The following is a 19,238-nucleotide window of genomic DNA, read 5'->3' as shown; positions in this document are numbered from 1 at the left end:
ACCTGCTTCACGGGCTTACGTAGAACTACGGGCCGCGCCGGCGGCAGGGACCGCTTAGGCTGCGCGGCCATGGGAAAACTGTTACTGATCGTTCTCCTTGCGCTGCTGACGGGCTGCGCCGCCGGCCCCAAGTTCACGGTCGACGACGGCCGGGCCGTCAACGAGGAGCTGCTGGCCGGCATGCGGGCCTATGGCGCCGGCGAGCGGCTCATCCGCCCCGCCATCGCGCGCAGCGCCGCGCTGCAGGACAAGGACTGCGACAAGCAGTGGGAGCTGCCCTTCGCCGTCGCCACCAGCGCCGGCTGGAGCGCCGACGACCGCGTCGCCTGGGCGCGCGCGCTGCAGGTGGACGAGCGGCTGACCGTCATCGCGACGACGGCCGATTCGCCGCTGCCGATGGGCACGCGCATCAACCACGTCGCCGGTCGCAGCAGCGACGACGGCGAGCAATTGCTGGAATGGCTGGCCGACGCCCGCGATGCCGGCCGGCCCTTCACCGTGGGCACGGCCGCAGGCAAGCCAATGCAGGTGAAGCCCTTCGAGGTCTGCCGCGGCTACACGCGCTTTGCGCCACCCAACACGCCGCGGCTGCAGGACTACCACTGGCTGCTGAGCCTGCATCCGCTGGAGGTCATCCAGGCCGAGCCCACGCCGGACGAGGCGCTGTGGCTCGTGCTGTGGACACAGGGGCTGTCGGAAGAAGGCGGCGCTCGCATGAAGGCCTACCACTACACGGTCAAGATCGCCGGCACGCTCTACAACCTCGCGACGCTGGCCTCGGGCGTGAAGGCGGCGGCGCTGGCCGCCGATGCGGCCATCAGCGCCGCCAAGAGCGCTGCGGCCAACGTCGCCAGCGACATCCTCAAGCAGCAGCTCATCGACCAGGGCCGCGCACTCGCCGCGCAAAAAATCCGCGAGGGCCTGGCCGACGCGGCACAGTCGCTCACCCGGCAGCAGGTCGTCAACGTCATGCAGGCGGCGGCGGCCAACCGCGGCTCGCTGTCGGGCATCTCGCGCATCGCCGCCACCACCTTTGAGTACGCCGACGCGTGGGCCTTCTCGCGCATGACCGCGCTCGGCGCGCCGCCGCTGGCCGGCTTCACTCTGCATCAGAAGCTCGTCGAACGCAGCCTGGCGCAGAACGCAATGCTGTTCGACGCCGACCGCCTGGCCGCGCTGAACAAGGTGGCCGCCGCGCGCGGCCTCGACGCGGAGGTTACCGCCATCCTGGGTGGCTTCCGGGCGGAGTCGCTGCTGGCCGAGATCGGCGCGATGCCGCTGGCCTCGGCGCAGGCCAGCTTCTCATTCGACAGCGCCGACGACCCGGGCGCCAGCCGCTTCTCGCGCGGCCTCGTCGACGCGATGCTGGAACTGCCGGCCGAGTCCGGCCCGCGCAAGCGATGACGCGCGCCAAGAGCCTTCTGGGCGGCCTGCTGCTGGCCACGCTGCCCGCGTGGTCGCAGACGCCGGAGGCCCCCGCCCCCGTCGCCTCCGCTCCGCCGCTGTCGGCGTCCGAGGGCGTGCTGCCACCGCCGCCACCGAGCTGCGCCCAGCTGACCAGCCGGGCGCTGACCTCCGACCTGAAGGCCGCCACGGCTCAGTCGCAGAACCAGCCGCTCGAGGCCCAGGTCAGGCTCTATGCCGAGGCTATCGCGCAATGGGGTGCGGCCATCGCCGCCTGCGACGGCCGCGCGCGCGAACGTGCGCAGCGCAACCTGGCCGACAGCCAGAAGGCCCACGACACGCTGGCCGAGAAGTTGGAGGCCGGCAGCCAGTGCGAAAGCGCGCACCGCGACGCCGCAGCGCTGCAGGACCTGGCGCGTGGCGCCTTCAGCGACCGCCGCTTCGCCGAGGCGGCGAGCCTCTACCGCAAGGCCGAGGGCATGTGGGACCTGGCCGTGGAGCAGTGCACAGGCAGCCAGCAGCAGACGGCCCAGCGCCGGCTGGAGCAGTCCATCATCGATGGCCACAACGCCGAGTTCTGCGCCCCCCCCTTCGAGCGCGCCCGGGAGTTTTCTACCAGGCTGCGCAACGGCGGCGCCGCGCTGCCGCTGGCCGAACGCCAGACGCAGAGCCAGATCGGCGAGACGCTGTGGCGCGACACCGCCGCGCAGTGCAAGGGCAGCGCACAGGAGCTGGCGCTGAACAACGCGCAGGCGCTGGCCCGCGAGCGCGGCACACCATGGGTCGCGACACCGCTGCCGGGCGCGCCGGTGGCGGCCAGGCCGGGCGCAGCGCCCAATGTGCCTGCTCAGGGTCTGGCCGTGGCGGCGCCCAAATCCGCCACCGCCGCGCCAACACCTGGGAAGCCGGCAGCCCCGGCGGCCGCACCCGCCGTCGCAGCCCCGCCGCCCGCCGCCACCGCCCTGCCCCGCGCTGCAGCCTCGCCGCCCGCAGCCGAACCCAAGCTCTTCGACCGCGTGGCCGGCGACACCCGCTACATCGGCCAGTTCGTCCGCGAGGACGACGACACCGTCAGCGGCACCGGCCGCGTGGAGTGGAAGAACGGCGACGTCTATGAAGGCCCGCTGACGCGCAGTCGCCGGCAGGGAGTGGGCGAGATCCGCTGGGCCACGGGCCAGCGCTACAAGGGAGACTGGACCGACGACCGCGTGACCGGCCGCGGACAGATGACGTTCGCCAACGGCAACCAGTACGAAGGCACGCTGGTGGACGGCCAGCCCGAAGGCGACGGCCGGCTCGTCTACGCGTCGGGCGATGTCTACACCGGCCAGATCCGCCAGGGCCTTCCGCATGGCAAGGGCAGCTATGTGTGGATGAGCGGGCAGCGCTACGACGGCGAGTGGGTCAACGACAAGCCGCAGGGGCAGGGCCGCATGCGCTTTGCCAACGGCAATCAATACGAAGGCCAGCTGGCCGCCGGCCTGCCCCAGGGCAAGGGCCGCATGGTGTTCCCGAGCGGCGACGTCTACGAAGGCGAGTTCGACAACGGCAAGGCCCACGGCCAGGGCAAGTACGCGTGGAAGAGTGGCGAACGCTATGAAGGCGCGTGGGCCAGCGGCCTCAAGCACGGTCACGGCACTTTCCACTGGCCCACCGGCGACCGCTGGGAAGGCGTGTTCAAAGACGACGAGCGCACCGACGACGGCTTCATGGTCCGCAAGGGCAGCTGAACGCTTTTCGGGTCCCGGAACGCCGTGGCCACGTGACGCCGTGCAACCCGGCAGACAGCCACGACCGTCGACGCGGCACGGCGCTGAGTTACGCTGTCGGCAACCTCAGGAGCCCCGCCAATGAAGACCCTGCTCACAGCCGCCGCTCTCGCCGTCGCCCTTGCCGCTCCGGCGGCCGAGGCCCGCGTGGCGCAGCACCACAAATCCCACCACGCCAGCTCGGGCGCGATGGTCAAGACCGGTGCCAAGAAGGGCGCCAAGGCCAAGCACAAGAAGCACGCCAAGAAGAAGGCCGCCAAGAACGCCTGACCCGCCTACGGGCGCAACGGCAGCCGCAAGGTGATGCGGCTGCCACGGCCGGGCGACGCCTCGATGTCCAGCCCGGCACCCAGCGCCCGCGCGCGCTGCCGCATGCTGGCCAGCCCTTGGCCGCGTGCCGGCTGCGACACGTCGAACCCACAGCCGTCATCGGCCACGCAGACCTCCAGCACCGCCCCCGCCTGACGGGCCGACAGGCTCAACGTGCGCGCCCCCGCATGCTTGATGACGTTGGTCATCGCCTCCTGGATCAGCCGCAACACCTGCAGCGCCTGCGCCGGCTCCAGCCACGGCAGCGGCGGCATGTCGGCCATCGCCCACTCCAGCCGCAGCCCGGCCATCTCCAGCCGGTGGCCCACGCGCGTGCGCAGCGTGGCCAGCAGCGTTGCGAGGTCGTGCTCCAGCGGTTCCAGCGAGTCGATCGTCAGCCGCAGGTCCTCGATGGCGCTGCGCAGCAGCTCGGCCATCACCGAGCCATCGACGCCGCTCTCCGCCAGCCGCAGCAGCGCGATCAGGTGGGAGCCGACGCCATCGTGCATGTCGCGCATCAGCCGCTGGCGCTCGCGCAGCAGCGCCTGCTCGCGCTCGACGGCGCGCAGCTGCTCGTGCCGCGCCGCCAGCTCGGCCTCGCGCTCGGCCAGGCGCGCTGCCAGCACGAGGCTGGCCGACTCGGCCTGCTCGACCGCCCCGGTGAAGCGGCGCAACGCGGCATACAGGAAGCTGCAGATCATCAGCAGCGCGCCGTACGGCATCAGGTAGATGGACTCCGGCCCGATCAGCACGCCCACCAGCAGCAGATCGTGCGCGGCCAGCGCCAGGCCCAGCCATAGCGCCGCGACGATGACGCGCAGCTCGCGCCGCCCGCCGCGCACGGCCAACACCGTCAACGCCGCAGTGACCGTCACCGCCACGACGAGATTGATACCTTGCTGCACCAGCAGCGGCAGCGGCAGCAGCTGAGGCAACGTCAGCACCGAGCCGCCCACGACGAAGCACGCCAACGCCCGCTCCAGCCGCGGCAGCCGGCGCGCGTCGAAGCGGAACGCAAACAGGTAGGTGGCGAGCATCACCCACGACACCGACGCCCCCGTCATCCACCAGAACCAGAGGAATGCCGTCTCGTTGCCCGGCAGGTTGATGAACAGATGCAGGTTGCGCAGCGCCCAGCAGGCGGCGGCCAGCGCGAAGTAGAGGTAGGCGCGCTCCGCACGGCGGCCCAGCCAGACGACGAAGGACAGCAGCCCCATGCCCAGCATGGCCAGCGTGATGGCGGCTGGCACTGTCTGCTGCAACGCGCTCCGCACGCCATAGCGGTTGCGCAGTTCGTCCTCGGGCCCCACCCACAGCGTGGAAAGCGCATAGAAGCCGCCGACGCGGCTGGGCTGGCCCACCGCCAGCGTCAGCACCTCGCCGGGCACGCGCCGCCCGGGCGGCAGGCGCATCAGCAACGGCCGGTTCCACTGCTCAGCGCCGCTGGCCTGGTTGTCGAAGACCTGCTGCCAGCCCGACGGCCCCAGCAGCCACAGCTGCACCGGCCAGCCGATCGCACGCGGCGCGTAGACCACCAGCGGCGCATCGGCGGCCAGCCCGGCGGGCACGGTCCAGCGCAGCCGGTACCAGTGCATGGCGCGCGGCGCCTGTCCGTCAGCGCCGTCGTCCACCGGACGGCGGAGCTGGTCCGGCAACGAGATGGACTGCCAGGGGCCATCCTGCGGCGCACGCGCGTGGCCGGCCTGATCGACCGGCTGCACCTGGTGGTCGGCCTGTGTGAAGTGGGTCGAGAACGCGTCGTCGGCCGAGGCGGCCGAGGCGGCGCAGAGCAGCAGCATGACGAGCCATCGCCACGCTGGGCGCCACGCCCCGGCAGGCCCCCCATGCACCCGATGCAGACTAGTCACGCAGCAGGCCCATGCGCCGGGCCTCGTAGACCGCCTCGGTGCGCGAATGCACTTGCAGCTTGCGGTAGATGCGCTTGACGAAGGTCGTGACGGTGTGGCGCGACACTTGCAACAGCGGCGCGATCTCCTCGTAGCTGTAGCCCTTGGCGCACAGCTCTAGCACCTCGCGCTCGCGCGGCGACAGCGTCGTGTCGCTGTCGGTCGTCGTGCTTGCGGCGTTGCGCTGGGCCTGCGCCCAGGCGGCCGAGCGCCGCAGCATCTGACGCGCGATGACGGCGCTGATCGGGCTGCCGCCGGCCTTCAGCACGCGCAGCTGCTCGACGATCTCGGCCGGCGTCGCATCCTTCAGCAGATAGCCGGTGGCGCCGGCCTCGATCGCGGCCAGCACATGGGACTCGTCACCGAAGACGGTCACGACCATCGCCTCGCAGTCGGGCAGCGCACGCGCCGCCTCGGCGATCAGCGTCGTGCCATCGCCGTCGGGCAGGCCCAGATCGACGAGCAGCACGTCCGGCCGCGTATTGCGCAACAGGTGCAGCCCGCCGGCCAGCGTCCCGGCCTGGCCGACGACCTGCATGTCCGGCGCGGCGTCAACCGCCGCCGCGAAGGGCTGCAGCACGGAGGGGTCGTCATCGACGATCAGCACGCGCAGCTTCATGTCACACAGTGTAGGGAGCACTCACCCCCACGAGGCTGCGCCCGTGCCGTGATTGCGGGACGGTGCTAGACGTGCAGCGGCAGCCGCAGCGTCACGCACGTGCCGGCGCCGGGCGTGCTGTCCCACTGCAGGGTGGCACCCAGCGCCCGGGCGCGCTGCCGCATGCTGGGCAGACCGTGGCCCACGCGCGGCGCCGCGGTGTCGAAGCCACAGCCGTCGTCGCGGATGCCCACCTCCAGCGCGTCGCCCACATGCGCGGCCGAAAGGCTCAGCGTGCGCGCCCGCGCATGCTTGATGACGTTGGTCATCGCTTCCTGGATAAGGCGCAGCAGCTGCAGCGCCTGCGCCGGCTCCAGCCACGGCAGCGGTGGCATGTCGGCCATCGCCCAGTCGAGCTTCAGACCGGCCACTTCCAGCCGGTGGCCCAGACGTGTACGCAGCGTGGCCAGCAGCGTCGCGAGATCATGCTCCAGAGGTTCCAGCGAGTCGATCGTCAACCGCAGGTCGTCGATCGCGCCGCGCAGCAGTTCGGCCAGCGTCGGCCCGTCCGCGCCGCTCTCGGCCAGCCGCAGCAGCATGATGAGGTGGGAGCCGACGCCATCGTGGATATCGCGCATCAGCCGCTGACGTTCCATCAGCAGCGCGCGTTCGCGCTCGGCCTCGTGCACGCGCTGCTGCTGCACGCGCAGGGCCTCGGCCAGTGTGTCGGCCGCGAGCCGGTTGACCTGCGTCTCCTGCAGCGCGCGCTGCAGCCGGTAGCCGTGCGCGGCCACGCAGGCGAACAGCACGCCGCAGCCCAGTGCCTGCAGCCCGTGGCCCGGATGCAGTGCGACGGCCAGCGTCGACAACGTCGCGCCCGGCAGCGTCATCGCCAGCAGCAGCCGCGGCGTGCCGGGCGCCTGGGCGCCAGCGAACATGATGGCGGCGTTGAAGCCGCAGGCCAGCAGCAGCGGCAGGTCCGGCGCCGGGCCTTGCGACACCATCAGCGGCGCCAGGCCCCACACGGCGCTGCTGAACACGATGCAGGCCTGCAGCACCGGCAGCCAACGTGGCAGGCGCTCGGCGAGGCCGGGCCGGCCGGTCAGGCGCCAGCCGATCCACAGCTGGGCCAGACAGCACGCACCGGCTGCCCCTGCCCACGCGAGCCGCCAGCTCAACGGCGCGAAGTCGCGCCACGCGACAACCATGCCGGCGATGATGACGGCCAGCCCGAGCATCGCGCCTCGCAGTTGCGCGAGGAACAGCCGCAGCGAGTCGAGCGTCACCTGCTCACGCAACCGAGCCGGGTCGGGCACGGCGAAGGTCTCGGCGGCTGCGATCGGCGTCATGCCGGCCAGTGTAGGAAGCGCGTTCTCGTGCGATGCCGCGGCCGTGCCGCCTTCGCGGGACAGGCCGTGCGCCGCGGCCCGCCTACTCGCGCTCGAACTTGAACACGGCGACGCTGGCCATCAGGTTGGGCCGTGCGCGCACGACGCGGCCGTCCTGCAGGCCGAAGCTGTCGAGGATCTTGAGCCGGTTCTTGCGCGCCAGCACGCCGAAGTCGGCGAACGTGCCGACACGGATGTTGGGCGTGTCGTACCACTCGTAGGGCAGCGCCCGCGTGACGGGCATGCGGCCCATCAGCACCTGCAGCCGGTTGGGCCAGTGTGCGAAATTCGGGAAGCTGACGATGCCGATCTTGCCGACGCGCGCCGTCTCCTTGAGCATCTGCTCGGAGTTGCGCAGGTTCTGCAGCGTCTCCAGCTGCAGCACGACGTCGAAGCTCTGGTCCTCGAATATGGACAAGCCCTCTTCCAAGTTGCGCTGAATGACGTTGACGCCGCGCTTTACGCAGGCCAGCAGGTTGGCGTCGTCGAGCTCCACGCCGTAGCCGCTGCAGCCCTTGTGCTGGATGAGGTGGGCCAGCAGCTCGCCAGTGCCGCAGCCAAGGTCCAGCACGCGCGAACCGGGTGGCACGAGGGCCGCAATTGCAGGGTCGAAGCTCATACCGCCACTCCCTTCAACTGCAGGCCCGGCCTGGCAAGGCCGGCGGCGATGCGCTCGAAGTACGCACCCAGCACGCCGTGGTAGCGCGGGTCGTCGAGCAGGAAGGCGTCGTGGCCGTGCGGCGCGTCGATCTCGGCATAGCTCACTTCCAGCCGGTTGTCGAGCAGCGCCTTGACGATCTCGCGCGAACGCGCCGGCGAGAAGCGCCAGTCGGTCGTGAAGCTCGCCACGAGGAACTTCGCCCGCGCGGTGGCAAAGGCGCTCGCCAGGTCGCCGCCGTGCTCAGAGGCGGGGTCGAAGTAGTCCAGCGCGCGCGTGATGAGCAGGTAGGTGTTGGCGTCGAAGTAGTCGCTGAACTTGTCGCCCTGGTAGCGCAGGTAGCTCTCGATCTGGAACTCGATCTCCTGCGTCGTGTAGCCGAGCGCGCCGGTCTTGAGCTCGCGGCCGAACTTCTCGGCCATCACGTCGTCGCTGAGGTAGGTGATGTGGCCGATCATGCGCGCCACGCGCAGGCCGCGCTTGGGCACCACGCCGTGCGCGTAGAAGTGGCCGCCGTGGAAGTCGGGGTCGGTCACGATGGCGCGGCGTGCGACCTCGTTGAAGGCGATGTTCTGCGCCGACAGATTCGGCGCCGTCGCGATCGCGATGCAGTGGTCCAGCCGTTCGGGATAGCGCAGCGCCCAATCCAGCGCCTGCATGCCGCCCAGGCTGCCGCCAAGCACGGCCGCGAGCTTGCGGATGCCCAGCCGCTCGACGACGCGAGCCTGGCTGTCCACCCAGTCCTGCACCGTCACGACGGGAAAGTCCGCTCCCCAGGCCCGGCCGGTGGCCGGGTTGGCATGCATCGGCCCGGTGGAGCCGAAGCACGAACCCAGGTTGTTGATGCCGATGACGAAGAACCTGTCCGTGTCCAGCGGCTTGCCCGGGCCGATGAGGTTGTCCCACCAGCCCTCGCTCTTCGCCTGGCCCGCATAGGTGCCCGCCACGTGGTGGCTCGCGTTGAGCGCATGGCAAACCAGCACCGCGTTGCTGCGCTCGGCGTTGAGCTGGCCGTAGGTCTCCACCATCAGGTCGTACGGGCCCAAGCTCGCGCCGCTGCGCAAGCGGAGCGGCTCGTCGAAATGAAAGCTCTGGGGCGTCACATCGCCCACGCTGCGGCCCGTCATGGCCTCACTCCAGATAAAGCAAAACCGGCGGGACGCCGGTTGTCGAGCGTCCTGTTTAGCGGGATTTCTAGAGCGCCCGCAATCCGGAACAAATCGGCGCTTCGAACGCGATTCTAGGGGGCCTTGTTGTTATTGGTCGGTCGACCAATAATCGCCCCCATGCCCCGCCCCAGCCAGGATCAGGACCAGGCCTTGCTCGCCGCCGGCGCCGAGCTCTACCCCCAGCTCGGCTGCGCCGGCCTGTCGGTGCGCCGCGTGGCCGAGGCGGCCGGTGTGAACCCGGCGATGGTGCACTACCACTTCGGCAGCAAGGACGCCTTCCTGCGCGCGCTGCTGCAGCAGCACTATGAGGCCATGTTCAGCGCGCTGCAGCTCAACAGCCAGGGCGATGGCGACGTGATGGAGCGGCTGACCAGCGCGTTGATGGGCCTGGCCCGCTTCGTGCGCGAGCACCGGCCGCTGCTGACGCGCGTGTGGGCCGATGCCCAGGCCGGCGAGGCGGTGGCGCAGGACTTCCTGCGGGCCAACGCGCCACGCCATCTGGGCGTGCTGATGGCGCTTCTACAAGAGGCCGAGGCGCAGGGACGGCTGCCGCGGCAGCCGATGCTGACGCGCTTCTCGTTCCTGATGGGCGCCGTGGTGGCGCCCTTGCTGCTGGTCGGCGCCATGCAGTCCATCGACGCCGTGCCCGCGCCACTGCGCGCGATGGTGGACGGTGGCGTGCTATCGGACGAAGCGCTGCTGCGCCGCATCGAATGGGCGCTGCTCGGCCTGGCCAGCGGTGCGTGACGGGAGAACCAATGAGAACACCCCTGCTCCTGGCGCTAGCGCTTCTGGCTCTGCTGGCCGCCTGCGGCGAGAAGCCGTCCACCGGCTGGACGGGCTACGCCGAGGCTGAACTGGTCTACATCGCCCCGCCCGTGGCCGGGCGGCTCACGACGTTGGCCGTGCGCTCGGGCGAAGCCGTCACGGCGGGCCAGGCGCTGTTCGAGCTGGACGCCACGCCCGAGCTGGCTGCGGACGCGGAGGCCCGCGCCCGCGCTCAGAGTGCCCAGGCCCAGGCGGAGAACACGGACAAGGGCCGCCGCACGCCGGAGCTTGCCGTCACGCGTGCGCAGCTGGAGCAGGCGCGCGCCGCAGAGCGCCTGGCCGGCCTGGACCTCAAGCGCCAGCAGGAGCTGCTGTCCCAGGGCTTTGTAGCCCCCGCGCGCGTGGATGACGCCGCCACCGCACTGGCCCAGGCGCGCGCCCGCGTCGCCGAGCTGGACGCCGCCATGCAGGTGGGGCGCCTCCCCGCCCGCGAGGACGAACGCGCCGCCGCCCGGGCGCTGGCCGAGGCCGCCCAGAGCAGCCGCGCACAGGCCGCATGGCGCGTGGAGCAGAAGCGCCAGGCCGCCCCGATGACCGCCCGCGTGGAAGACGTATTCCTGCGCCCCGGCGAGTGGGTGGCCGCCGGCCAGCCGGTGCTGGCGTTGTTGCCGCCGGCCCACCGCAAGGCCCGCTTCTATGTGCCGCAGTCGGCGGTAGGCGGCTTGAAGCTGGACGCCCCGGTCACCCTGCACTGCGATGGCTGCGGCGTGGCCATTGCGGCTCGCATCAGCTTCATCGCCAGCGGCCCGGAGTACACGCCGCCGGTCATCTACTCCAATCAGCAGCGCGACAAGCTGGTGTTCCTCGTCGAGGCGCGGCCGGTGAAGGCAGAAGACGCCGAACGCCTGCATCCCGGCCAGCCGCTCGACGTGACTCCATGACCGAGCTCGCCATAGACGTGCAGGGGCTGACCAAGTCGTACGGCCAACGCAAGGTCGTCGACAACGTCGAAATGCAGGTCGCCGCCGGCCGCATCGTCGGTTTCCTCGGCCCCAACGGCAGCGGCAAGACGACGTCGCTGCGCATGCTGTGCGGGCTGCTGACACCCGACGGCGGCGAGGGCAAGGTGCTCGGCCTGGACTTCCGCCGCCAGGCGTCCGAGGTCAAGCGCCAAGTGGGCTACATGACGCAGAAGTTCGGCCTCTACGAAGACCTCTCTATCCGCGAGAACCTGGACTTCGTCGCGCGGCTGTTCTCGATGCCCGACCGCCGCCAGGCCGTGGATGCCGCGCTGGAACGGCTGGGCCTGAAGACGCGAGAGAAGCAGCTGGCCGGCTCGCTCTCCGGCGGCTGGAAGCAGCGCCTAGCGCTGGCCGCCTGCCTGCTGCACAAGCCTCGCCTGCTGCTGCTGGACGAACCCACCGCCGGCGTCGACCCCAAGGCCCGCCGCGAGTTCTGGGACCAGATCCACGACCTCGCCCAGGAGGGCATCACCGTGCTCGTCTCCACGCACTACATGGACGAAGCCGAGCGCTGCGACGAACTGGTCTACATCGCCTACGGCCGCGTGCTGGCGCGTGGCACGGCGGCGTCCATCGTCGCGGAGGCGGGTGCGCGTGACCTCGAGGACGCGTTCGTCAAGCTCGTCGGGCAGGCGACGGACAACTTCGCGGAAGCCGGCTGATGCAGCCCCTGGCACGCACATTCGCCATCGCGCTCAAGGAAGTGCAGCAGATGCTGCGCGACCGGCTCACCTTCGCGATGGCGGTGGCCGTGCCCATCATCCAGCTGATCCTGTTCGGCTACGCGATCAACACCGACCCCAAGGGCCTGCCCACCGCCATCGTCAGCCAGGACACCAGCCCGATGGCGCGCAGCCTCGTGGCCGCGCTGCAGACCAGCGGCTACTTCCGCGTGGTGCGCACGGGAGTGTCGGAACGCGAAGGCGACAAGCTGCTGGAGCGCGGTGACATCCAATTCCTCGTCGTCGTGCCGGACGACTTCGGCGCGCGCGTCGTGCGCGGCGAGAAGCCGGCGGTGCTGATCGCGGCCGACGCCACCGACCCGTCCGCCGGCAGCAATGCGATGGCCGCCGTCGGCCAGATCAACCAGACCGCGCTGGCCCGCGACCTTCGCGGTGCGCTGGCCTCGCGCGCGGCGGCACCGCCGCCGTTCGAGGTGCGCATCCAGCGCCGCTACAACCCCGAGGGGCTGAGCCGCTACAACATCGTGCCGGGCCTCGTGGGCACCATCCTGACGATGACGATGGTGATGCTGACTTCGCTGGCCATGACGCGCGAGCGCGAGCGCGGCACGATGGAGAACCTGCTGGCCACGCCGGTGCGGCCCATCGAGGTGATGGTTGGCAAGATCCTGCCGTACGTCGTGCTGGGCTACGTGCAGCTCGGCGTCATCCTCGGCGCTGCGTTCGCGCTTTTCAGCGTGCCGATGGTCGGCAGCGTCGCGCTGCTGCTGGCGATGATCGGCGTCTTCATGCTGGCCAACCTGGGCGTGGGTTTCACGTTCTCGACGCTCGCACGCAACCAGCTGCAGGCGCTGCAGCTGACGTTTTTCTTCTTCCTGCCGAGCATGCTGCTGTCCGGCTTCATGTTCCCGTTCCGCGGCATGCCGGTCTGGGCGCAGCGCCTGGGCGAGGTGCTGCCGCTGACGCATTTCCTGCGCATCGTGCGCGGCGTCATGCTCAAGGGCTCCGGCGCGGCCGAGCTGCTGCCCGAGCTGTGGCCCATGCTGGCCTTCCTCGCCGTGGCCGGCGGCGTGGCGCTGCTGCGCTACCGCCAGACGGTGGATTAGGGCCTGCCGACGCGACGGCGCAGGTAGGGCTGCACGAACAGGTACAGCCCGGATACCAGCTGCAGGAACAGCGGCGGCAGCGGCGCATAGGTGATCCATGCAGCGGGCTCACCTGGCTGCACTGCTCGGACTGCAAAGTTCAGCAGCACGGCGGCCGTGAACACAAGCGACAGCCAACGGTGGCCCTGGCGCATCCAGTGTGCGGTGCGGGGGCGGGACGAAGGGGCGTGCACGGCACCGGACGTGGTCGTGTTCATGGGCATCTCCTGGAGAAGGCGCCCATTGGATGCAGGCCATGACGGCTGCGCTTCTTGAAAACTGACCGGTTGCGCCTGTCAGGCCCAATGGCGCCGGAACACCGCCGCCACTTCAGGATGCTGCTCCACGCGCAGCAACTGGGCGTGGAACGCGGGTCGGTCTGCCTGAAGCATCGCCCGCGTGCCCGACCATTTCGACACGACGGTGGCCAGCAGCTCCAGGCTTCCGGGAGCGCCCGCGTCGAAACCCACGCAGAACTCGTCGGCGAACACGCGCCAGTGGTGGTGAAGAGTCTGCCGCGTGCCGGCGCGGATGCGCTCCGTCATCGCGTCGTCACAGGGCTCGCAGAAGCGCTCCGGGTAGTCGATGACAGTGATGGCCGAATAGCAGTTGGCAGGGATGTAGACCAGCCCGCGCAGCGCCCGTGCGCGCGCCTGGGCGTCGCCCGGCAGCAGCAGCCCGGGCGGCAGCGTGAGCCCCAGGTGGATGAGGATGGCCGCGCTCTCGGTCAGCACCGTGCCGTCGGCCAGCACCAGCGTCGGGATCTGGCCCAGCGGGTTCACGCGCCGCAATTCGTCCAGCCCGGGCCCGGGGTTCCACGACGCCGCGTCCACCGGCGTGTAGGCCAGGCCGGCGCGCGCGAGCGCGGCTTCTATGGCGGCCGAACCGGACCGCAAGGTGCCGTACAGGGTCAGCATGTGCATGCCTCCATGTTGGTCGTCACTCGACGCGGCAAGACGGATGCCCGATACCGCGCAGCGCAATCTCCCATCCTGTGCCGTCAGCAGCCCATCTGCCTTTGGCTGGCGCTCTGGCGCTTGAGCGTCAGCGTCGGCAGCCCGGCGCCGCTGGTGGGCGTGAGCTCGATGCTATCGTTGCCGACGAAGCGTCCGTTGTAGTTGGTTGCGATCGGCGCCTTGACGCTGCTGGCGGGGTCCAGCTTCAGCTGGAAGCTGCAGGCCGACCAGCTGCCCGTGTAGTGCACCTGCGGGAGCGCATCGATGTTCATGTTGACGGCATCGAAGCTGCCGGTCGTAGTGGTCGGGGTGTCCGGGCTGAAGAACACCTGCACCGTCGTCGCGCCGCCCGGCCCGGCCGTGCCGGAGAAGCCGAACTCGAACAACGGAATGATCAGCACCTCTGTGCCCCCGCCGCAGGAGGCGACCAAGGCGGTGGCGAGCAGGGCGGCGGCCGGGCGAAGCGTGGGCATGGTCAGGGCTCCTTGTCGAGCAGTTGCAGGAACTGGCGGATGTCCGCCTCCAGGCGCTGAAGGTCGGGCGCGAGCGCGGCCATGTCGGCGCGCACGACCGGTGTGGTCGCCTGGTTGGTGTAGATCTCGCGCATCTGCGCATCCAGCCGCCAGAAGTGCTGGTGCACCACCCACAAACCCTCGCGCAGCGTGCGCCAGGCCGGCAGTACCGGCGCTGGCCAGTGGCGGGCCAGCGCGCCGTCGTGCGACTCGCGCACCCGCAGGAAGCGCCGCAGCGCCACGTTATAGCGGCCGACGAAGTCGTCCATCGTGGCCCGCGCGACGGTGGGCTGCTGCAACAGCATCCAGGCGTTGTTGAGCGCCAGCAGATACTGGTTCAGCGTTTCAGCCAGGTCCACGCGCGTGGCCTCGCGGTCGCCTGGAGGCAGGTTCTGGGCGGATGCCAGCTGCCAGACCGCGCCAGCCGTGGCCTGCACGCGGCGCTGCACGTCGGCGATGTCGTGCACCGTCGTCGTCAGGTCTTCGGCAGACTTCATCAGACCGATGACGCCCCGGCCGCTAAGCACCGGCCCGCCGGAGCTGCCACCGCGCACGCCGGCGAAGTCGATGCGCAAGTCGGGCCCCGCCTCCGCGCCGGCGCGCACCAGGCCGCGCGCCGGCACCAGAGCGCATTCGTCGTTGCTGCCCAACAGCCAGGCCGGCTCGCCCACCGGTGCCAGTTGCGCGGCCAGCGCACGCGTCTCGGGCTCGAAGCCGGCGGGTCGCGGCGCAGTCAACAGCGCCAGGTCCGCGTCGCCGGCAACCCAGGCCGACCATGGCTCGGCCATCAGGTCGGCACCGCCGCTGCACAGCCGCAGCAGAATGCGCGTGCTGGGACGCTCGGGTTCGCCGCTGCCGCGCATGCCCAGGCGCACGACGACGTGGCGGGCGGTCACGATCCACAGCCGCTGCGCATCCGCCCCGACGACGAGCCCGAAGCCGTGCTCGTCAACATCCTCCGCTGCGATCCACACGAGGTTGCGCCGCAGCCGCTCGGCCAGCTCCTCGCCGGTGAGGAAGGTCGTGTCCGCACGCACCGGCGCCACGGCCAGCACCAATGCCAGCACAAGGGCCTGCCCGAGCAGGCGGCTCAGGCCGCGTCGCCGAACTGCTTGCGCAACCATGTGCCAATGCCCCACAGCAGGCCCGCCGCGCTCCAAAGCAGGCCCAGCCGGTGGTTGTGAGCGGCGTACTCCAGCCAGCTGGGCACCAGCGACTGTTCGAAGCCACCGGTTTGCACGCCGATCTGCCGGGCCGAGCCGCTGAGTTTCAGGCCCACCGTGCTGCCCAACGTCAGGTCACACTGCTCAACCTGCAGCCCCTCCAGCATCAGGCCGCTGCCAGCCGCAAGCGCTAGCTCGCGCTCGGTGGCCGGCAGGCGCAGCGTGCCGCGCAGCAGTGCCGACACCAGCCTCACCTGCCCGTCCGGCGCCGCCTCGCGCTCGATGAAGCGCAGCGCTGCCGGCTGCAACCCGCGCCAGTGGTAGGTGCCGTCGCCGGAGCGTGGCAGCCACAGCGACGTGGCCGCCTTGCTCCCGCCCAGCTTGAGCCATTCGGCCACCGGGTAGTCGCCCGGCTGCGCCGGTTCGCCACCGAAACCGCTACTCGTCGCACCGCCCACCTCAAGCGCCACTGCATGCGCCGCGCCTTCCAGGCCCAGCCGCACGGCCGGCATGCCGGCTTCGACATGCAGCACGGTGCCGGCGCCGAAACTGACGCGGGACAGCTGCAGGCGCTCTGCCCGTAGGGCCAGCGGGCTGGCACCGTCGGCCCGGGCGCGCTGCATCAGCTTCGCGTCGCCCGACTCGACGCTGGTGAAGCCCTCGGCCCGCAGCTCGCCACCTGCCAGCGGCAGCCCGTCCAGCACGCCGGGCTGCGCCAGCACCAGCTGGGCGGCACCCGCCTCCAGCTCCAGCGAGAACGGCACCTGCCGCACCGGCACCCAGGCCGCCAGCGACACCAGCGCGCCCACCGCCAGCAAGCCGACGCCCTGGCGCTGCAGGCGCTGTCGGCCCACGCGGCCGGCGTCGCGCGCGGCCAACTGCTCGTCGAGGAGCTTGAGACGGGCCTGGTGGGCCTGCAGCTCGGGCAGTGGTGCGTCGTCCAGCAAACCCTGATGCAGTTGGCCGGACAGCGCATCGCGGCGTGCGCGCAGCGCATCCGGTTCAAGGCGCGCCATCGTCCAGGCCCAGCACCGCGAACTGCAGCAGCGGCAGCGGCCGCCCCTGGGCGTCGAGCGCGCGCACATCGACACGCAGCCCCTGTCCGTCGGCCGGCAGGGGGATGGGCAGCGCAATGCGCTCCCACGCGAACAGCGGCGCGCCGGCCAGCGGCCGCCACCCGTCTCCGGGCAGTTCGGCGCCGACACGGTAGCCACGCCATGTCAGCGACGACACGGCCACCGACGGCCGCAGCACCGCATATACCGTCGCACTGCCCGGGGAGGCGGCGGGCTTCATGGATACCGGCACGAAGCGCGGCGGATCGCTGGCGCCGGCCCGCGCGAGGAAGCCCAGGTCGCGGGGCGCCAGACCTGTGGCCTGCAGCATCGAGGCACCATTCCAAGCCAGCGCGGCATCGCGGGACAGCCGGGCATCCACGCGGTACAGAGGGTTGGAGCGCAGCGGCTGGATGAGCAGCTGCGTGTCGAGCCGGCGGCTGGCGCGCAAGTTCAATGCTGGAGAGGCGCCCCAGCTGCCGGGCGCGGCATCGGTCAGCGACAGCAGTTCGATGAACGGCGCAGCGACGTTGCGGACGTAGAAGCCCTCGCAGCGCGTCTCGCCGGCTACCGGCCCGTAGGCTGGCTGCTGAGTCGTGCTCGCCAGCAGAGGCGCGCAGTCAAAGCGTGGCGCCTGAGCCGCGACGAGGCTGGATAGGGTTCCCAGGCCTGACGCCACCAGTGCGCTCATCCAGCACCCGCCGAGGCGGGCTGAAGCAGCGGGCCACAGCGCTTGCGGCATCTAACGTCCTCCTCGCGGAGAGTCTAGCCACGGGCAGCAGCCAGCGGCCTCGTCGGATTAGGGACGGACGGTGGGCCAGGGACGCGGCGACGGTCGCAACTGCTCCCACGCCGCGCCCAGCGCCAGCACGCCGGCATCGTCGAAGCGGCGGCCGATGACCTGCAGGCCGATCGGCAGGCCAGCCGACGTGAAGCCCGCGTTGACGGCCAACGCCGGCTGCTCGCTCATGTTGTACGGCAGCGTGAAGGCGATGTGCTCGAACGGCCGAGCCGGATCGTGCAGCGGGCTGGCGAGATGCGCCGGGTAGGCCGCCATCGGCGACACGGGCGACAACACGAAATCGAATGGCTCGCAGGCCGCGTTGGCCGCCTCGCGCAACGCCTGCATCTGGCTATAGCCGTGGAAGACGGTCGCGCCGTCGTAGCCGGCCGCCGGTGCCACCCAGTCGAGGATGTAGGGCAGTACCCTCGCGCGGCGATCGGCCGGCAATGCGGCAATGTCCAACCACGAGCGCATGCGCCAGAAGCGGTCGATGCCATCGGCCATCTCGCGTGTCGTGAACGGGGCCAGCGGCTCGACGATGGCCCCGGCCTGCTCGAAGATACGCGCGGCGGCGGCCACCGCGGCGTCGACTTCTGACTGCACCGGCTCGCCCCAGCCGGCGTCCATCAACAGCCCCAGCCGCAAGCCGCGCAGCGCCAGCGGCCGGGGCAGCACCTCGCCGGGCGGCAGCTGCGTCGGGTCGCGGGCATCGGGCTGGGCCAGCACGGCCAGCATCAGCGCGGCGTCTTCCACCGTGCGCGTCAGCGGCCCGGCAACGCGGCCGGCGTAGCCCGGCTTGATCGGCACGCGGCCGTGGCTGGGCTTGACGCCCACCAGCCCGCACCAGCCCGCCGGCAGGCGGATGGAGCCGCCGATGTCGGTGCCCAGGTGCAGCGGTCCGTAGCCGGCAGTAGCCGCCGCAGCGGCACCGGCACTCGATCCGCCGGGCGTCAGTGCCGGGTCCCAAGGGTTGCGGGCCGGCTCGGCGTACAGGCTCGACAGGCCCGAACTCAGCATGCCGTAGTCCGGCATCGTCGTGCGTGCCCACGCGATGGCGCCGGCGTCGCGCAAGCGCGCCGCGGGCGGCGCCTCGAAGTCGAAGCGCGCGCCGTCCGGCGTCGCGGCCGTGCCGGCTCGGGATGCGGCCCCAGGCACAGCGATGTTCTCTTTCAGCGTGACTGGCACGCCATCCAGCGCCCGCGCGGCGCCGGTACGCCAGCGGGCTTCGCTGTCCCGGGCAGCCGCGAGCGCGCCTTCAGCGTCGATCGCGCACAGCGCATGCAGCTCGCCTTCGCGACACGCGGCGTGATCCAGCACGTCGCGCATGACCTCCACCGGCGACAGCGCGCCGGTACGGTACAGCGCCAGCAGCTCCGCAGCGTCGAGGCCCGCGATCACTTCTTCAGCTTCTCCGCAGCCTTCAGCATCGCGTCGATGTGGCCGTCCGGGTCCATGCTCGCATGCACGGCGGCGACCTTGCCGTCCGGCGCAATGAGATAAGACACGCGGTCGGCCATCGTGCCGGGCACCATCTTCAACGACACGTCGTAGTCCTTGATGACCTTGCCCTTGGCGTCCGCCGCCACGGCGAACTTGTTGCGGCAGGCCTCGACGCTGAACTTCTTCAACGTGTCGATGTCGTCGTTGGACATACCGATGACCGTCGTGTTGAACGACTTGAACTTGTCGGTCGCCTCGGCGAACTGGTGAGCCTCGACCGTGCAGCCGCTCGTGAAGGCCTTGGGGTAGAAGTACAGCACCACCGGGCCCTTCTTCAGCGCGTCCGCCAGGCGGAACTTGAACGGCTGGCCGCCGACGGCGGCGTCTGCCGTGAAGTCAGGCGCGGGGGCGCCGACGGCCAGCGACGCGTGGGCCGAGCTAACGGCGCCAAGCCACGCAACCAGCACGGCCAGGGATGCCCCGAAAGTACGCAACGACATGACGACTC

The 19,238-nt window shown here is 70.9% G+C and carries 19 protein-coding genes, 1 pseudogene and 1 riboswitch; of the genes and pseudogenes, 7 read left to right on the top strand and 13 right to left on the bottom strand.

Translation table 11 applies throughout. The features are described from left to right. The first annotated feature begins 69 nt into the window (after positions 1-69). The 3 genes from LXT13_RS05260 (at position 70) to LXT13_RS05250 (ending at position 3,443) form a co-directional block, all read left to right on the top strand. Positions 70-1,404 (top strand): hypothetical protein, encoded by a 1,335-nt coding sequence (locus LXT13_RS05260; RefSeq protein ID WP_233370569.1) that lies wholly within the window; start codon positions 70-72, stop codon positions 1,402-1,404. Then, a complete protein-coding gene (locus LXT13_RS05255; protein ID WP_233370568.1) occupies positions 1,401-3,134 on the top strand; it encodes an MORN repeat-containing protein in 1,734 nt (577 codons plus the stop codon). The genes LXT13_RS05260 and LXT13_RS05255 overlap by 4 nt, the downstream gene beginning before the upstream one ends. Positions 3,135-3,254: 120 nt before the next feature. Beyond that, the gene (locus LXT13_RS05250) at positions 3,255-3,443 is read left to right on the top strand and encodes a hypothetical protein (protein ID WP_233370567.1); all 189 of its coding nucleotides are present in this window, start codon (positions 3,255-3,257) and stop codon (positions 3,441-3,443) included. 5 nt (positions 3,444-3,448) lie between these two features. Here the strand turns inward: LXT13_RS05250 and LXT13_RS05245 are convergent, their stop codons facing one another. The 5 genes from LXT13_RS05245 to metX form a co-directional block, all read right to left on the bottom strand. Then, the gene (locus LXT13_RS05245; RefSeq protein WP_233370566.1) at positions 3,449-5,281 is read right to left on the bottom strand and encodes a sensor histidine kinase; all 1,833 of its coding nucleotides are present in this window, start codon (positions 5,279-5,281) and stop codon (positions 3,449-3,451) included. 61 nt (positions 5,282-5,342) lie between these two features. After that, complete coding sequence (locus LXT13_RS05240; RefSeq protein ID WP_233370565.1) at positions 5,343-6,008, bottom strand: response regulator; 666 nt, start codon at positions 6,006-6,008, stop codon at positions 5,343-5,345. 65 nt (positions 6,009-6,073) lie between these two features. Further along, positions 6,074-7,336, bottom strand: a complete 1,263-nt coding sequence (locus tag LXT13_RS05235; RefSeq protein ID WP_233370564.1) for a sensor histidine kinase — start codon at positions 7,334-7,336, stop codon at positions 6,074-6,076. A gap of 82 nt (positions 7,337-7,418) precedes the next feature. Beyond that, a complete protein-coding gene (gene metW, locus LXT13_RS05230; protein ID WP_233370563.1) occupies positions 7,419-7,994 on the bottom strand; it encodes a methionine biosynthesis protein MetW in 576 nt (191 codons plus the stop codon). Next, positions 7,991-9,160: a homoserine O-succinyltransferase MetX gene (gene metX / locus LXT13_RS05225; protein WP_233370562.1), complete on the bottom strand. Its 1,170-nt coding sequence runs from the start codon at positions 9,158-9,160 to the stop codon at positions 7,991-7,993. Before metX ends, metW begins: the two co-directional genes overlap by 4 nt. A gap of 34 nt (positions 9,161-9,194) precedes the next feature. Continuing rightward, positions 9,195-9,270: riboswitch (SAM riboswitch) on the bottom strand. A 49-nt stretch (positions 9,271-9,319) separates the two neighbouring features. On the opposite strand from metX, the gene LXT13_RS05220 reads away from it, so the two are divergent. From LXT13_RS05220 to LXT13_RS05205, 4 genes and pseudogenes are all read left to right on the top strand, one after another. Next, positions 9,320-9,949, top strand: coding sequence for a TetR/AcrR family transcriptional regulator (locus tag LXT13_RS05220; RefSeq protein ID WP_233370561.1), 630 nt, complete (start codon positions 9,320-9,322; stop codon positions 9,947-9,949). An 11-nt stretch (positions 9,950-9,960) separates the two neighbouring features. Next, entirely contained in the window at positions 9,961-10,911 is a 951-nt protein-coding gene (locus tag LXT13_RS05215) for an HlyD family secretion protein (protein WP_233370560.1), read from the top strand. After that, a pseudogene (gene ccmA, locus LXT13_RS05210) lies at positions 10,908-11,573 on the top strand (heme ABC exporter ATP-binding protein CcmA); the annotation flags it as partial. The gene LXT13_RS05215 and the pseudogene ccmA, both read left to right, overlap by 4 nt. Before the next feature lie 80 nt (positions 11,574-11,653). Continuing rightward, positions 11,654-12,781 (top strand): ABC transporter permease, encoded by a 1,128-nt coding sequence (locus tag LXT13_RS05205; protein WP_233370559.1) that lies wholly within the window; start codon positions 11,654-11,656, stop codon positions 12,779-12,781. Here LXT13_RS05205 and LXT13_RS05200 read toward each other — a convergent pair. The 8 genes from LXT13_RS05200 to LXT13_RS05165 form a co-directional block, all read right to left on the bottom strand. Further along, entirely contained in the window at positions 12,778-13,038 is a 261-nt protein-coding gene (locus tag LXT13_RS05200; RefSeq protein WP_233370558.1) for a hypothetical protein, read from the bottom strand. The genes LXT13_RS05205 and LXT13_RS05200 overlap by 4 nt on opposite strands. Before the next feature lie 78 nt (positions 13,039-13,116). After that, on the bottom strand, positions 13,117-13,737 hold the full coding sequence (locus LXT13_RS05195) for a glutathione S-transferase N-terminal domain-containing protein (RefSeq protein WP_233370557.1): 621 nt from the start codon (positions 13,735-13,737) through the stop codon (positions 13,117-13,119). Positions 13,738-13,820: 83 nt separating this feature from the next. Then, positions 13,821-14,249, bottom strand: a complete 429-nt coding sequence (locus tag LXT13_RS05190; protein ID WP_233370556.1) for a hypothetical protein — start codon at positions 14,247-14,249, stop codon at positions 13,821-13,823. 2 nt (positions 14,250-14,251) lie between these two features. After that, the gene (locus LXT13_RS05185; RefSeq protein WP_233370555.1) at positions 14,252-15,412 is read right to left on the bottom strand and encodes a trypsin-like peptidase domain-containing protein; all 1,161 of its coding nucleotides are present in this window, start codon (positions 15,410-15,412) and stop codon (positions 14,252-14,254) included. After that, entirely contained in the window at positions 15,379-16,467 is a 1,089-nt protein-coding gene (locus LXT13_RS05180; protein ID WP_233370554.1) for a hypothetical protein, read from the bottom strand. The genes LXT13_RS05185 and LXT13_RS05180 overlap by 34 nt, the downstream gene beginning before the upstream one ends. After that, the gene (locus tag LXT13_RS05175) at positions 16,454-17,248 is read right to left on the bottom strand and encodes a hypothetical protein (protein WP_233370553.1); all 795 of its coding nucleotides are present in this window, start codon (positions 17,246-17,248) and stop codon (positions 16,454-16,456) included. The genes LXT13_RS05180 and LXT13_RS05175 overlap by 14 nt, the downstream gene beginning before the upstream one ends. 57 nt (positions 17,249-17,305) lie before the next feature. Next, the gene (locus tag LXT13_RS05170) at positions 17,306-18,685 is read right to left on the bottom strand and encodes an amidase (protein ID WP_233371205.1); all 1,380 of its coding nucleotides are present in this window, start codon (positions 18,683-18,685) and stop codon (positions 17,306-17,308) included. Further along, positions 18,685-19,230 carry a peroxiredoxin gene (locus tag LXT13_RS05165; protein WP_233370552.1) on the bottom strand — a complete coding sequence of 182 codons (546 nt, stop codon included), beginning with the start codon at positions 19,228-19,230 and terminating at the stop codon, positions 18,685-18,687. Before LXT13_RS05165 ends, LXT13_RS05170 begins: the two co-directional genes overlap by 1 nt. Positions 19,231-19,238: the final 8 nt, after the last annotated feature.

It is taken from the genome of Pelomonas cellulosilytica, assembly GCF_021353265.1.
Taxonomy (GTDB): Bacteria; Pseudomonadota; Gammaproteobacteria; order Burkholderiales; family Burkholderiaceae_C; genus Pelomonas; species Pelomonas cellulosilytica.
The sequence above is the reverse complement of the archived record's forward strand: the minus strand, read 5'-3'. Positions and strand labels throughout refer to the sequence as shown.